At 74.2% G+C, this 14322-nt stretch carries 12 protein-coding genes; 8 read left to right on the forward strand and 4 right to left on the reverse strand.

The window, feature by feature from the left end:
- Nucleotides 1–76: 76 nt before the first annotated feature.
- The 3 genes from ABZ924_RS23330 to ABZ924_RS23340 all read right to left on the reverse strand — a co-directional run bounded on the left by ABZ924_RS23330 (nucleotide 77) and on the right by ABZ924_RS23340 (nucleotide 3426).
- On the reverse strand, nucleotides 77–499 hold the full coding sequence (locus tag ABZ924_RS23330) for a hypothetical protein (RefSeq protein ID WP_361912971.1): 423 nt from the start codon (nucleotides 497–499) through the stop codon (nucleotides 77–79).
- Between the two features lie 117 nt (nucleotides 500–616).
- Nucleotides 617–1243 carry a potassium channel family protein gene (locus ABZ924_RS23335; protein WP_361912974.1) on the reverse strand — a complete coding sequence of 209 codons (627 nt, stop codon included), beginning with the start codon at nucleotides 1241–1243 and terminating at the stop codon, nucleotides 617–619.
- A gap of 311 nt (nucleotides 1244–1554) precedes the next feature.
- Nucleotides 1555–3426 carry a diacylglycerol kinase family protein gene (locus tag ABZ924_RS23340; protein ID WP_361913104.1) on the reverse strand — a complete coding sequence of 624 codons (1872 nt, stop codon included), beginning with the start codon at nucleotides 3424–3426 and terminating at the stop codon, nucleotides 1555–1557.
- A gap of 259 nt (nucleotides 3427–3685) precedes the next feature.
- Between ABZ924_RS23340 and ABZ924_RS23345 the strand changes: the two genes are divergently transcribed.
- From ABZ924_RS23345 to ABZ924_RS23375, 7 genes are all read left to right on the forward strand, one after another.
- Nucleotides 3686–6301, forward strand: coding sequence for a LuxR C-terminal-related transcriptional regulator (locus ABZ924_RS23345; RefSeq protein ID WP_361912976.1), 2616 nt, complete (start codon nucleotides 3686–3688; stop codon nucleotides 6299–6301).
- A 125-nt stretch (nucleotides 6302–6426) separates the two neighbouring features.
- Nucleotides 6427–6624, forward strand: a complete 198-nt coding sequence (locus tag ABZ924_RS23350; RefSeq protein WP_361912979.1) for a hypothetical protein — start codon at nucleotides 6427–6429, stop codon at nucleotides 6622–6624.
- A 44-nt stretch (nucleotides 6625–6668) separates the two neighbouring features.
- Nucleotides 6669–8078 carry a DUF2252 domain-containing protein gene (locus ABZ924_RS23355; RefSeq protein WP_361912982.1) on the forward strand — a complete coding sequence of 470 codons (1410 nt, stop codon included), beginning with the start codon at nucleotides 6669–6671 and terminating at the stop codon, nucleotides 8076–8078.
- Between the two features lie 55 nt (nucleotides 8079–8133).
- Nucleotides 8134–9492, forward strand: a complete 1359-nt coding sequence (locus tag ABZ924_RS23360) for a hypothetical protein (protein ID WP_361912984.1) — start codon at nucleotides 8134–8136, stop codon at nucleotides 9490–9492.
- 86 nt (nucleotides 9493–9578) lie between these two features.
- Nucleotides 9579–9986, forward strand: coding sequence for an SHOCT domain-containing protein (locus ABZ924_RS23365; protein WP_361912987.1), 408 nt, complete (start codon nucleotides 9579–9581; stop codon nucleotides 9984–9986).
- Between the two features lie 21 nt (nucleotides 9987–10007).
- Nucleotides 10008–10979: a hypothetical protein gene (locus ABZ924_RS23370; RefSeq protein ID WP_361912990.1), complete on the forward strand. Its 972-nt coding sequence runs from the start codon at nucleotides 10008–10010 to the stop codon at nucleotides 10977–10979.
- A gap of 185 nt (nucleotides 10980–11164) precedes the next feature.
- Nucleotides 11165–12433, forward strand: a complete 1269-nt coding sequence (locus ABZ924_RS23375; protein ID WP_361912993.1) for a phosphatase PAP2 family protein — start codon at nucleotides 11165–11167, stop codon at nucleotides 12431–12433.
- 36 nt (nucleotides 12434–12469) lie between these two features.
- On the opposite strand, the gene ABZ924_RS23380 is transcribed toward ABZ924_RS23375, so the two are convergent.
- Nucleotides 12470–12934 carry a hypothetical protein gene (locus ABZ924_RS23380; RefSeq protein WP_361912996.1) on the reverse strand — a complete coding sequence of 155 codons (465 nt, stop codon included), beginning with the start codon at nucleotides 12932–12934 and terminating at the stop codon, nucleotides 12470–12472.
- A gap of 438 nt (nucleotides 12935–13372) precedes the next feature.
- Here ABZ924_RS23380 and ABZ924_RS23385 point away from each other — a divergent pair, with 438 nt between their 5' ends.
- Nucleotides 13373–14311: a Rieske (2Fe-2S) protein gene (locus ABZ924_RS23385; RefSeq protein WP_361912999.1), complete on the forward strand. Its 939-nt coding sequence runs from the start codon at nucleotides 13373–13375 to the stop codon at nucleotides 14309–14311.
- Nucleotides 14312–14322 lie beyond the last annotated feature (11 nt).

Raw genomic sequence — 14322 nt, forward strand, 5'->3', positions numbered from 1 at the left:
GCCGCCCCGCGGGGGTGACCCGCGGGCCCGGGGGGGGGGGGGGCGGCGGTGGTCCGCGTACCGGCGCCTCGTCGCGTTACCGCATGTCCGCCGGGGAGATGATGCACAGCGCCCAGATGACGAAGCCGCTGATGGCGACGGCGATGAGCGACCAGAACGGGTAGTAGGGCAGGGAGAGGAAGTTCAACAGGATGACGACGGCCGCGATGAAGATTCCCGCGATCCGCCCCCACAGGGGTGCCTTGAAGAGGGCGGCGCCCACGATCACGGCGATGATGCCGAAGATCAGGTGAAGCCATCCCCACGCGGTCACGTCGAACTGGAAGATGTAGTGCGGCGTCCGGACGAACACTTCGTCGCGGGCGATGCCCATGATGCCGCGGCAGATGCCGAGCACCCCGGCGACGAGCAGCATCACGGCAGCGAATACCACCAGTCCTCCGGCAGCCGCCAGGGTCTTTGCGGAGTGGCCGCGTGACGTGGTCGGTGTGTTTGCCATGGTGATCCTTACTCTTTCCGGCCCCCGCTGTTCGCCTTCAGGATCAGTCCGCGGGCAGCCCGGTGCCCTCACCCGTGACGGGTGGTTCGACAGGCCGGTGTCGGTGCCGGGGGGCCGCTACTGCGGTTCCTGAGGTTCCTGCAGTTCCTGCGGCTCCTGCGGCGCCCGGGTGTCGGTGGACTGGCGTCGCACGGCCGCCTCCACCGCACCGAACAGGATCCGCGTGGCCACGCCGACGGCCAGGATGTTGCCCACCATCTGCGTCATCGTCACGATCCGCGCGGGCTCGGTGAGGGCCACGATGTCCCCGAAGCCGACGGTGCTGAACACCGTCAGCGTGAAGTACAGGGAGTCGGTGCGGGTGAGCGGCTGCGTGAAGCTCCCGGGCGTGGACGCCTCGAGGAGGTAGTACGTCGTCGCATAGAGCAGCAGAAAGAGCGGGACGGTCGTCGCGAGCGCCTCGACCGCCCGCAGCCGCGGGTGGTCGGAGCGGGCGATCGACCGGATCTGCGCGGTGAAGATGACCGCGACGGCGCTCAGGCCGAGGATAAGGGCGGTGGCGTCGACTTTCTTCCCGGTGAAGGGCAGCAGGTAGTACGCGGCGAGGAGGACGGTGACCGTGGTCAGGGACCTGACGGTCACGAACAGCGCCGCCCGGCCCGGCCGGCGCAGGCCGGGAGCCGGTGTCGCGGCTGCGCCGGGGCCGGGCGGAGGGCTGCCCTGGGCGGAGTCCGTCGTGTCCATCCTGCCTCCTGCCCCGACCCTCACCCGTCCTGGGTGACAGCATGGACCACACCGCCCCGGATCACGGCCATGCGGTGCCGCGGGCGCCGGGGTGCACACGGATGGGCGCGCGCCCCGCCGTCCCTAGTGCTGTGGCCGGAAAGGTTTGCCGGGTCGCGGCGTCCGGTGCGGTGCATCGCAAGGCGGAGGGCCTCGGCTCGTACTGGACGTACTTGCGAGGGCCGACAACGCGGCGAGGTGCCGTGCCTGGGGCACCTCCCAGCGGTAGCCGGGGGAGCGTCGCGACCCGGTGAACCTTTTCGGTCACAGAACTAGTGGGACAGGGCCGACTTGGCAGCCACGATCACCGCGCCGAGCACCAGGTTGACCGCGGCGGACGCGGCGACCAGACGGCGCGGCGCCCCAGCGCGCACGGCTCCGGCGACGGCCCAGCCGATCTGGCCGCACAGGGCGACGGCGAACGCCAGCCACACCGTCCCCTTGAGGTCCAGCCCGAGCAGGGAGCCGACCGCCACGGCGGCGGCCGGAGGCACCGAGGCCTCGATGATGGACCGCTCGCCCTTGCACACCGCCCGGAACTCGCGCCAGGTCAGGTGCCCCTCGGTCAGCGAGATGCCGAAGAGGTGCGCGTAGACGTGGGCGGCCCAGAACACCAGACCCGTGCACAGCAGCAGTGCGCCCAACTCCACCCGGGGGTAGTGCCCGAGCGTGCCCGCCCCGACGATCACGGAGGCGGCCAGCAGCGATCCGTAGACGGCGCCGGTGTAGTCGACGGGCGCCCGGTCCGGTGGGCGCCGCCAGTGCCAGTGCCGCTTGCGCACCGGTGCCCCACCGGGCTCCCCGCGCGCCACGGCCCCGGGGCCGTCCGCGGGCCCGGCGGGCGGCTCGGGTCGGCGGCCGCCCGCCGCCCGGCCCATCGTCAGGGCGAGTCTGCGCACACCGGCCCAGTCCATCGGGACGCCCGCGCGGTTCCCCGGCCGGTGCCTCGGTACGAGGACGCGCAGCGCGCCGGGCTCCACACGGCAGCGCACCGGCGCCGGCACCATGAGCGACTCGCCGTCGATCCCGACGCGCACGAGCGGCGCGTCGGAGTCCACCAGCACTTCGCGGGCCGTCAGCGCGGTCAGGCCCGCGGCGTACCGGCCGCGCAGGATGCCCGCGGCCTGGGCGGCGTTGTCCACCTTCACGCCGAGGACGCCGAGGACGCCCGCGTCGAGCCGGCTGCGCCGGCCCAGGCCCGCCGGGTCACCGGTTCCGTAGGGGTTGTTGCTGACCAGCACCGCCTGGGGGTCCTCGACCGTGGTGCCTTCGGCGTGGAGCGTCAGCCGGGGGCCGGTGTGCCGCGCCAGCAGGTCCGGCAGCAGGCTCAGCGTCGTACCGATCTTGTCGTCGCGGTACGCCGGGCTCTGCACCACCTCGGCGTAGGTGCCGAAGGAGGCGTTGTTGACGAATGCCCGCTCGCCCACGCGGCCGAGGTCCACCCGCAGTTCGATGCCGTCGGTGAGGGCGTCCAGGCAGGTCGACGGGTCGCGCCGGTCCAGCCCGAGGTCCATCGCGAAGTGGTTGCGGGTGCCGGCGCTGATGACCAGGAACGGCACCCCGCGCTCGGCGGCGACATCGGCGACCAGGGCCTGCGTACCGTCGCCCCCGGCGACCCCGAGGAGGTCGGCGCCGCGGTCCGCGGCGCGGCGCGCCAGCTCCGCGACGTCCTCGTGGCGGTCGGGGTCGAGCAGCACCACCTCGGCACCGAGCGCCTCGGCCTTCTCGCGCAGGCGGAAGGCGGCGACCTTCCCTCCCCCGGACCGCGGGTTCATGATCAGGAAGGGGTGTCGCGGCACCGGCGCCGGATACCCCGGCATGCGGGAGCGCCCCTCGTCGGCCAGGGCCGACCGCCCGGTCCCCACGGCCAGCGCCCACAGGGCCACCGCGCACAGCACGACCCACAGGAGCTCTGCGCGTACGTACGAGAGGACCACGGCGACGGGCGCCGCCACGGCCAGGACCAGGGCGATCCAGCGGACCGGCCCGCGGTGCGCCAGGAACAGCCACACCGTCGCCGCGGTGACGGCCACCCCCGCCAGGCCCACCGCCACCAGGAGGATGCTGCGCAGCCCGGCGAAGGCCAGCATGACGGCGAGCGCCGCCGTGCCCGCCAGCAGCGCCACACGGGCCTTGGCGTGCATGCTCACGCAGCCCACCTCCCTTCCGCGACACCCGTTCCCCCGTCCATTGGCGGCCGGGACCCGTCCGGCCCGCATCGCCCGGGCCGGGCGATGTGCGCGGCGTGCGATCAAGACGGCGGGGCGTGACCATAGGAGGGCAGTGCTCGGGGCCCCGCCACCGCCCGGCAGCGGCTCCGGCGGCGGGGAGCGGACACGAACACGAGGCCGAGAGAAGCGGCCCCGCACCGTGCTGAGCCGCTCCACCCGGGGGTATGACCTCATGACCGTGCCTCTGTCCGTGCCTCTGACCGGCGACCCCCTGCTCGCCGCCAAACTCGCCGTGCCCTTCCAGGCGCCCGGCCTGGTGCGCCGCCAGCGGCTGCTGAACCGGCTCACCCGGGGCACCGAAGGACCGCTGACGCTGATCACCGGAGCGCCGGGCGTCGGGAAGACCGCCCTGGCCGCCTCGTGGGCCCGGTCCGCGTCCGCGCCCGGCCCGGTGGTCTGGCTGACGCTCGACGAGGACGACACCCCGGGCGTCTTCTGGGCCTACGTCATCGAAGGGCTCCGGCGCTCCGGGGAGCTGGCCGAGGACGCCCTCGGCACACCCGTCTGCGCGGACGACGTCGACCGCTCGCTGCTGATCCGCCTGGCCTCCGCGCTCGAAGGCGCGCCCGGTCCGCTCGTGGTGGTCGTCGACGGCCTCGAAAAGGCCCGGGGCAACGCCGTGCACAGCGGCCTGCGGTTCGTCTCGGACCACGCCGGCCCGGCCCTGCGGCTGGTCCTCATCAGCCGGGAGGACCCGCCGCTGCCGCTGCACCGCTACCGGGCCGAGGGGCGCCTGCACGAAATCCGGGAGCACGACCTGGCCTTCACCCGGCGCGAGGCGGTCCAACTGCTGCGGGACCAGGGGCCCGCCCCCGACGACCACGTCGTGGACCTCCTCCTGGAACAGACCGAGGGCTGGGCCGCGGGCCTGCGCCTGTGCGCGCTCGCCATGGCGCGCTCCGAGGACCCCGCCGCCTTCGCCCGTTCCTTCACCGCGTCCGAGCAGGCGGTGTCCGACTACCTCCTCACCGAGGTGCTCGCCGTCCAGCCCGAGCCGGCCCGCGAACTGCTGCTGCGCACGGGCATCCTCAACCACGTCCACCCCGACCTCGCCGCGGCCCTGACCGGGCGCAGCGACTCCGGCCGCATCCTGCAGAACCTGGCCCGCTGCCACGCGTTCGTGGAACCGCTCCCCGGCACCCGGTGGTACCGCTTCCATCCCCTGTTCGCCGAGGTCCTGCGCGCCCATCTGCGCAGCAGGCAGCCCGAGCTGGAGCCCCTGCTGCACCGCCGCGCCGCCCGCTGGTACGCCGAACAGGGCCGCAGCGCCGAGGCCGTGGACGAGGCCGCCGCGGGCGGCGACTGGAGCTTCGCCGCCGCCCAGACCGTCCGGCACCTGCTGGTCGCCCCCATCCTCGCCGGCTCCGGGGCCTCCCCCTCCGCCGACACCTTCTCCCGCATGCCCGACGACACCCCCGGCGTCAGACCGGCCCTCGTCGCCGCCGCCTGCTGCATGGCCCGCCAGGACGTCGAGGGCTGCCGCTCCCGCCTCGCCCGCGCCGAGGGCGGACCGGACGGCGCTGGCCCGGAGGCCGAACCGGCCGACCGGCTCACCGCCGCCCTCCTGCGGCTGCTGTCCGCCCCCGGCCCCGCCGACGAGGCGGCGCACCGGATCACCGCACTGCTGGCGCGGGTACCGGCCGAGGAGTGCATCCGGCACCCCGAGATAGAACCGCTGCGCCTCTACGGCCAGGCGTGCGCCTGCCTGCGCGGCGGCCGCCTGCAGTCCGCCCGCGAGGGTCTCGAACAGGCGGTCCGGGCCTGTTCCGGCGATGCCACGGTGCTGCTGCGCCACCGCTGTCTGGGACGGCTGGCGCTGGCCGACGCCGTCGCCGGAGCCCTGACCCTCGCCGAGGAGCACGGCGCGGCCTCCCTGGCCATCGCCGACGAGCACGGCATCCCCGACTCCCACCGCTCCGGTGCTGCCGGCCTGGCGCTCGCCGCCGTGGCCGTCGAACGGGAGGAACTCGCCGCGGCGGCCGTGCAGCTGGACCGCGCCGAGCTGCTCGCCGACACCCACCGCGACCCCGACCTCCTGATCGAGCGGTCGGTGCTCCGCGCGCAGCTGGAGACCGCCCGGGGCCGCTGGGACGCCGCCCGCAGCCACCTCGACGGCCACCTCGACGAGGCGGCCGCGCCCCCGCCCGGGCCGGCCGCGCGCCTCGCCGTCGCCTACGCCACCGCGGCCCTGGCCCGGGGCGACGTCGACGCGGCGGCCACCGCCCTGGACCACGTTCCGGCGGAGGACGGCCCTCCCTCGCACACCGTGGCCCTCGCGCAGGTCCGAGCCGCCGCCGACCGTCCCGTACAGGCCCTGCAGCTGATCGAGACCGCGGAGGAGTCCGACGCGGTGACCGTCCCCGACCGGGTCCGCCTGGTCCTGCTGCGCGCCCACCGGGCACTGCTCGACGGCCACGAGGACAGGGCGCGCACCCTGCTCGTCCAGGCCCTCGACACCGCGCGCCCCGAAGGACTCAGGCGGCCGTTCACGGAGGCCGGCCCCTGGGTACGGCACCTGGCCGCCGGCCTCAACGGGCGCAGCGGCTCCTACGCGTGGCTCGCCACCCCGCACGGCCCGGCCGACCACCGGGTGGTCGAGGAGCTGAGCCGCCGTGAGCGGGAGGTCCTCCAGCAGGTGGCGCGCATGATGTCCACCGAGGAGGTCGCCGCCGAGCTGCACCTGTCCGTCAACACCGTCAAGACCCACCTGCGCGGCATCTACCGCAAGCTGTGCGTCTCCCGCCGGCGCGACGCGGTGGAACGCGCCCGCGAACTGCACATGCTGTGACGCCGCCGACACCGGCGCGGCCCCTCCTCACCTGCGACGGGTGAAGTGCGCCGGCGGGCCGCGGACCACCATGGACGAGGCGGGCCCGACGGGCTGCGGCGACCGGGAGGGAAGGACGGATGCCCATGCGCTACGAATTTCGGATCACGGGCCAGGTGTCCGAGCCGGTCTCCCATGCCTTCCCGGAGCTCAACGAGTACCCGGCGGCCCGTCAGACCCTCTTCTTCGGCACCGTGACGGACGAGGCACACCTCTACGGCCTGCTCGGGCGGTTCCGGGACCTGGGGCTGCACGTCGAGGAGATGCGACGCCTGCCCGACTGACCGGGCAGGGTCGCCCAGGACCCACGCAGGCAGGAGGCGGCGCCGTGACCACGTCCGCGGTTCCCCCGGTCCACGCCCTCACACCGGCCGAGCGCGCGGAGCGCGGCAAGCGGGCGCGCGCGAACGTACCGCGCTCCCGGCAGGCGCTGTTCGATCCGGGCGGGGACAGGCCCGATCCCGTCGAGGTGCTGCTGGCCCAGGCCGGGACACGGGTGCCGGAACTGGTTCCCATCCGGCACGGGCGCATGCTGGCCTCGCCCTTCCGCTTCTACCGCGGTGCCGCCGCCGTCATGGCATCCGACCTGGGACGCGCACCTCACACGGGCCTGACCGTCCAACTGTGCGGGGACGCCCACGTCCTGAACTTCGGTCTCTTTGCCTCGCCCGAGCGCTCCCTCGTCTTCGACGTCAACGACTTCGACGAGACGTACCCCGGCCCCTTCGAATGGGACGTCAAACGGCTCGCGGCGAGCCTCGCCGTCGCCGGCCGCGACAACGGGTTCACACCGCAGGAGCGGGCCGCCGTCGTGAGCGAAGCCGTCTCGGCGTACCGGCGGCGGATGCGACGCCTCGCCGAGATGCGCGTCCTGGACATCTGGTACGCCCGGGACGACTCCGAGGACCTCCGCCTGATCGCCGCGCAGGGCGGCGAGCGCATCCTGCGGCGTATGGACCGGGCCCTGGCCAAGGCCCGCACCAGGGACCACCGCCAGGCCCTGGCCAAGCTCACCCACCGGGTCGACGGGAAGCTGCGCATCGCGCCCGACCCGCCCCTGATCGTGCCCCTGTCCGACCTGCTGGACGACTCCGCCCGCACGGACCAGGACACCGCCGTGCGCGGCCTCGTCGAGGCCTACGCGCAGAGCCTGTCCCCCGAACGCCGCGCACTGCTCGCGCGCTTCCGCCTGGTCGACATCGCCCGCAAGGTGGTCGGCGTCGGCAGCGTCGGCACCCGCTGCTGGATCCTCCTGCTGGCCGGCCGGGACGAGGACGACCCGCTCCTGCTCCAGGCGAAAGAGGCACAGGAGTCCGTCCTCGCCCCCTACGCCGCCCCGGCCGCCTACGAGAGCCAGGGCCAGCGCGTCGTGTCGGGGCAGCGGCTGATGCAGGCCACCAGCGACATCTTCCTCGGCTGGATGCGGGCCACCGGCATCGACGGCCTGGACCGCGACTTCTACGTCCGCCAGCTGCTCGACTGGAAGGGCGGCGCCCCCGTGGAGACGATGCGCCCGGAGGGCCTGCGCTTGCTCGCCCGGGCCTGCGGCTTCTCCCTCGCCCGGGGCCACGCACGCTCCGGCGACCCCGTCGCCATCGCCTCCTACCTCGGCATGGCCGACACCTTCGACCGGGCGCTGACCGCTTTCGCCGAGGCCTATGCCGAACAGAACCTGCGTGACTACGACGCGCTCGTCGACGCCGCGCGGATCGGCCGCGTACCGACGGCCGAGGGCTGACCCACCGACCGTCCGCGGGCCACGCCGGCGGGCACCGAGAAGAGGGACGAAGAACATGGATCCGACCGCCCCGGTCCCCCCGGAAGGCCAGAGCCCCCAAGGGCCCCACCCCCCGCTGAGCGCGGAGGAGTACGCGGAGTACAGACGGCTGCACAAGGCCGCCACGGTGCGCCACCGGCGGCTGCGCTACTCGGGGGCCTCGGTCCTGCTCCTGCTCGCGCTCCTGCTGTCACCGGTCGCCGTCGTGGCGGCCTGGCTGGACGAGACGATCAGTGACTCCGACCGGTACGTGCAGACGGTGGCGCCCCTCGCCGACGAGCCCGCCGTCCAGAACGCGGTCACCGACCGGCTGACCAACCGGGTCGTCTCCAACGTCGACGTCAAGGCGATCACCGAGGCGCTCGGCCGGGCCCTGGAGAAGGCCGACGCGCCGCCCCTGATCGTGGAGAAGTCGCAGGCCCTCGAAGCCCCGTTGAAGAGCGCCCTCACCTCGGCGGTCCATGCCGTGGTGGCCAAAGTGGTGACGAGCGACCAGTTCGAGACGGTGTGGACCGAGGCCAACCGGCGCGCCCAGGCGGCCGTGGTCAAGGTGCTGACCGGTGAGGGCTCCAGCGCCGTACAGGCCAGCGGGGACACGATCGTCCTCGACCTCGGCACGCTCACCGACCAGCTCAAGAAGCGCCTCGTCGACGCCGGGTTCGAGAAGGCGTCCGCCATCCCCGAGGTGGACAAGCAGATCCCGCTGCTCAAGGTCGACAAGCTCAACCAGGCCCAGGACGCCATGCGGCTGTTGAACGTCGTCGGCGTGTGGCTGCCCGTGGTGGCCCTCGCCCTGGCGGCCCTCGCCATCTGGTGCGCCCCCGCCCACCGGGTGTGGCTGATGGCCACCGCCATCGGAGTGGGCGTGATGATGGCGGTGCTGCTCATCGCCCTGGCCGTGGCCCGGCGGATCTACCTCGACTCGGTGCCGCCGGCGACCCTGCCACCGGACGCCGCCGCCGTCATCTACGACACGCTGGTGCGGTTCCTGCGGGAGAGTGCCCGCACGCTCATCGTCGTCGCCGTGATCACCCTGCTGGCCGCGTACCTGTACGGGCCGGGGCGCGGCGCCCGCGTCGTGCGCACCGCGGCCGGCCGGACCACCGGCGCCGCAGGGCGTTCCCTCGCCCGGCTCGGCCTGCGCACCGGTTCCACGGGGCGGTGGCTGGACGGCCACCGGCGCTGGACGACCGGCGTGGTGATCGGGGCCGGAGCGCTGGCCCTGCTGCTCTGGAACCATCCGACACCCGCGGTCGTGGCCGTCGTCTCCGGGATCGTCGTCCTCGTCCTGGCCCTGCTCGGGATCCTCGCGGCCGCCCCGGGGGACGGACCGCACCCCGGCCAGGAGGCGGGCCACCCCACCCGGAGCGGGTGATGCGGACGGGGACGAGCGGAGGGAGCGTGGAGTAGGCCAAGCAGACGCCGCCCCGACCTCGGGGCGGCGGCCCGACGGAGGCGAAAATGAACGATTATCCGCTGCTCAACGCGTTCCTCACCATGCTCTACTTCTTCCTGTGGATCATGTGGTTCTTCCTGCTCTTCAAGATCATCGCGGACATCTTCCGGGATGACAGCCTGAGCGGCTGGGGAAAGGCCGGCTGGACCGTCTTCGTCTGCCTCCTCCCCTTCCTGGGCGTCTTCGTCTACCTCCTCGCCCGCGGCCGCGGCATGGGCGAACGCGATGTGAAGCAGGTGCGTGAGCAGGAGCAGGCCTTCCGGGCGTACGTGCAGCAGGCGGCCGAGACCACCCCGTCCGCGGCGCCGACGACCGGCGAGGAGCTGTCCAAGCTCGCCGCACTGCGCGACCACGGCGACATCACCCCCGCCGAGTACGAGCAGGCCAAGACGAAGGTGCTCGCATCCCACTGACCGCGACGGCGCGCAGGAGGCATGGTGGCCACTCCCGAGGGTGCGCCTGAGCTCCTCCTGCGCGCGGTCCTGCGCAGGCCGCAGCGGATGCCCGAACTGCTCGCCGACTTCGCCCTGCGGCACGCCGGACCGCGTGCCGCACGAAGCGTGGCCCGGCTGCGCGCCGAGCGGCCCGACGCGGACGCCGCCTCGCTCGGTGCCGAGGCGGTCGCGCGCGGCATGCGCAGGACGGTCAGCGAGGGCGCCTTCGTCGGCGGCCCGTTCCTGGTCTTCGTCCCGGTCGCGTTCTGCGCGGCGCTGCTGAGCCAGGCCCGGACGATGCTGGAGCTGGCCGCGCTCGCCGGACACGACCCGACGGCGCGGCGGCGGGCCGCCGAACTCCTGGTGCTGCAAGGGGTCTACGAGGACGAGGACACCGCGGAGCAGGCCCTGGCGGCGGACCGGGCCGAGGACCGCCGACCGCCCGGGCCGCCCGAGGACGGCCCCCGCCGCCGCCGGATCCCCGTGTTGACGGCGCTGGTCCTGCGCATGGCCAAACTCCTCGGGCTGATGCCGCCCCGCCGTACGGACACCCCTCCGACCGCTCGCGACCGCCTCGTCCTGGTGAGCCGCTGGGCGCTCCTGGGAGTGACGTTCCTGGTGGGCACGGTGGCCCCGCTGGTGTGGCTGCCCTACATGGCGGTGTCGTACCGCAGGGGAACCCGCCAGGTGCTGAGCCGCGCCGCGGCGTACTACCTCACCGATGCCCCGCTGCCGTCGCAGCGCGGTCCCACCTCCCGCCTGGACCCCGGCATGCTGGCCGCCGCGGCGCGGGCCGTGGGATTCGTGGTGCTTCCCGTGCTCCTGGTGCTGTTGGTCCACCTCTTCGACCTTCGGATGGCCGGAAGCGTATGGCCGGTGGCGGGCATCGTCCTGATCGCGGCGTCCATCGTGGCGGGCGCGCTGTGGCACTACGGACGCCGCCGCCGACGCCGGCGCCGTCGCCCGGACTGACCGGGTGGGCCGTGCTCCCCTCGGCGGGGGAGCCGTCTAGCATGTTCGGACCAACCATGACCAAGTTGAAAACATGAACATCGGCTGAAAAATTGATATCTGCGATAGCGCGAGCGGGTGCGCGAACAGACGGGGGAGACGGGTCCGGTGCGTGGCGCCGGCCGCGGGTCCTGCTGTGGGCCGCGGTGAGCGCGGTGGGCCTCGGGTTCCTCATCGCCCTGGAGATCGCCGCGCGCCACTACGGCGTGCCGGGGCCGATCACCGTCCAGTCGCGCGAGGTGATCTTCGCGCCGCAGTCGGGCACCGTGCTGTACGCCAGCATGGCCTTGATGCTCGTCGTGCTCCCCTGGCGGCAGCGGTTCCTCGCCGTCGGCGCCGCAGTCGGCATCGACCTGGTCTTCTGGCTGGTGCGGTGGGCGGTCGGCGCCCAGATGATGTTCGGCAACGGCGCACTGTGGGTGACCCTGGGCTGTGCCGTCATCGCCGTCACGCGCCGCACCGGGCGGGAGCGCGCCCTGCTGCTCAAGGGCGTCGGACTGGCCCTGCTGCTGGTGGCCGGCCGCAAGACCGGCTACACCTGGCTGCTGATCACCTCGAAGACCCGGCCGATGGTGCTCGACCAGTACGTGGCGACGGCCGACCACGCGCTCGGCAACCCGTCCTGGGTGGCGGGCCGGATCGTCGAGGCCACCGGCACGGTCGGCGCCCACGTCCTCGACTGGGTCTACATCCAGCTCGCCGTGGGCGCGGTCCTCGTCGCGCTGTACCAGCTGCGGGGCGTGGCGGCCGAGCGCCGCTTCCCGCGCCACCACCTCGTGCGCACGTTCCTCGTCATCGGACTGCTCGGCCCCGCCATCTACATGATCTTCCCGGTGGTCGGACCGATCTTCGCCTACGGGGCGGACGGGGGGCACTGGGCGGTGGCCGACCTCTGGCCGAACACGCCGTCGCCGGTCGGCACCCCGCAGCCGATGGCCTTCGACGGGGTCACCCCGCGCAACTGCATGCCCAGCCTGCACACGGCGTGGGCCACCGCGATCTTCCTCCACTCCCGCAAGGGCCCGTGGGCCCTGCGCTGGCTCGGCACGTTCTGGCTGATCGCCACCCTGGGCGCCACGCTCGGATTCGGCTACCACTACGGCGCGGACATCGTCGGCGGCGTGGTGTTCACGCTCACGATCGACGCGGCGCTGCGCGCGCACGACCAGGGCTGGGACCGGCGGGGCATCCGGCTGGCGGTGTACGGCACGGCCGTTTTCGCCGCGCTGCTGTCCTCGTACCGCTACCTGTCGACGCAGATGGCCGCACACCCGTGGGTGTTCGGGCCGCTGGTCGTCCTGGCGATGGGCTCGGTGATCTACGGCTACGTGCGGACCACCGGGGCCTGGGAACGGCAGGACGCGTCCGTACGGCTGCCGCAGCAGCGGCGCGAACGGCAGCCCGAACCGGTCTGAGCCGCGGCGCGCGGCGCGCGGTGACAGGGGGTGGGGTCAGGGCGCGGCGGGCGCCGCGCCCTGCACCGGGCGGGCCGGTCCGCGGCCGGGCTCGCAGAGGCGGAAGCGGTGCCGCTCGGTGGCCAGCTCATGGCCCGACGCATCACTGAACGTCCCCGTGACCTCGTACGTGTTGCCCACCGAGCGGCCGTTCGGCAGCCGCTCGGGGGGCATGCGGATCTCGTACGGTCCGCCGGCCCGGTAGCCGCCCAGGGCGGTCCGGACGGTGGAGAGCACCGCGCCGTCGCGGACCCGGGTCTCGGTGTAAGCCAAGCCGTCGATGTCCACGGCCGTCCGGAAAACGAGGGCCAGCGTGACGACCGCCCCGTGCGGCAGGTCGAACGGGTCCGGGACCGTCCCATCCGCGGGCGCCTCCAGCGGGACGTCCATCTCTCCGAACTCCTCGGACAGGAGCGCGATGCGCACCAGCCGGAACGGGGTGCCCGGTGTCGTGCCGTCCATGGCAGCCACCTGCCCCTGAACGGCTGCCGGAAACGCGGGCGGGCCGGTTCGGGCCGGTTCCGGCCGGTTCCGGCCGGGGCATGCCGTCGAGATGGCGGGGCAGACGCCGGACCCGGCTCTCGCGCCGGGCAGGACCCGGCAGGAAGGAGCGCCGATCACGGGCCACGCGCTCCCGGAATCCGCCTTGGGCACAGCGCTCCCGCGGTACGGGCCGCAGGGCTGGGCCCCGTACGCGTGGACCTCGCCGCCGGCCCGGCGACCACCGCTCCGCCGACACTGCTCGTACGGCCGCACCCGCGGACCCCGTCCACCCCGCCCGCCCCCCACCCCGCCGGACCCGCTCGGAGCCGGGTCCGGACACGAAGCGGAGGAGGACGACGCGGATCCGGACGCCGACCCGCACCGCATGCGCCCGGGGCCGCCGGGTAGGCGCGGGCCATGGACACCTACGGCATGACTCCCACGGTCACCGCAGCCGGGCCGGGGCCGCTGCTCGCGGCCGTGGAACGCCTCGAACAGTCACCGCAGGCCGACGCCTTGATCGAGCTGCTCCGCCGGGCCGTACGGGCCGTCCCGCTCGGTCCCGTCCGCGATCTGCTCCACGGCCGCCCCCTGGGCCACCCCGCCCACCCGCTGCTCGTCCAGATCCCCCTCGGGACCTGGCTCTCGGCCGCCGTGCTCGACCTCGGCCCCGGCCACTGCGGCGCCGCCCACGCCCTCATCGGGACCGGGCTCGCCGCCGCCGCGCCCGCCGCCGCGGCCGGCTGGGCGGACTGGGCCGAGCTGCCGCCCGAACAGGCCCGCACCGGCCTCGTCCACGCCCTCGGCAACACCGCCGCGGTCGCCCTCTACGCCGGCTCCTTCATCGCCCGTACCCGCGGCCGCACCACCCGCGGCAAGGCACTGGCCATGGCCGGACTGGCCACCGCCGGCGCCGCGGGCGCCCTCGGCGGCCACCTCGCCTACCGCCAGGCGGCCGGAGCGAACCACGCCGAACACGTCGCCCACCTCGTCTCCGACGGCTGGCACCCCCTCGGCGCCCTCGCCGATTTCCCCCTCGGACGCGCAGCCCGCGCCCGCGTCGACGGAGTCGACGTACTCGTCGTACGCCAGGGCGAGGACAGCGCCCACGTGCTCGCCGACCGGTGCGCCCACATGGCCGGCCCGCTCTCCGAAGGGGAGGTCGCCGACGGCTGCGTCCGCTGCCCCTGGCACGGCAGCCTCTTCCGCCTCTCCGACGGCTGGAACGTCGAAGGACCGGCCACGGCCCCCCAGCCGGCCTTCGACACCCGCATCGTCGAAGGCCGCCTCGAAGCCCGGCTCCGCCACGGCCACGAACGCCACCGCCACGACGGGCAGCGCCCGGCCGCCGCATGACGGCCGCTCCG

The organism is Streptomyces sp. NPDC046876 (assembly GCF_040645035.1).
Taxonomy (GTDB): Bacteria; Actinomycetota; Actinomycetes; order Streptomycetales; family Streptomycetaceae; genus Streptomyces.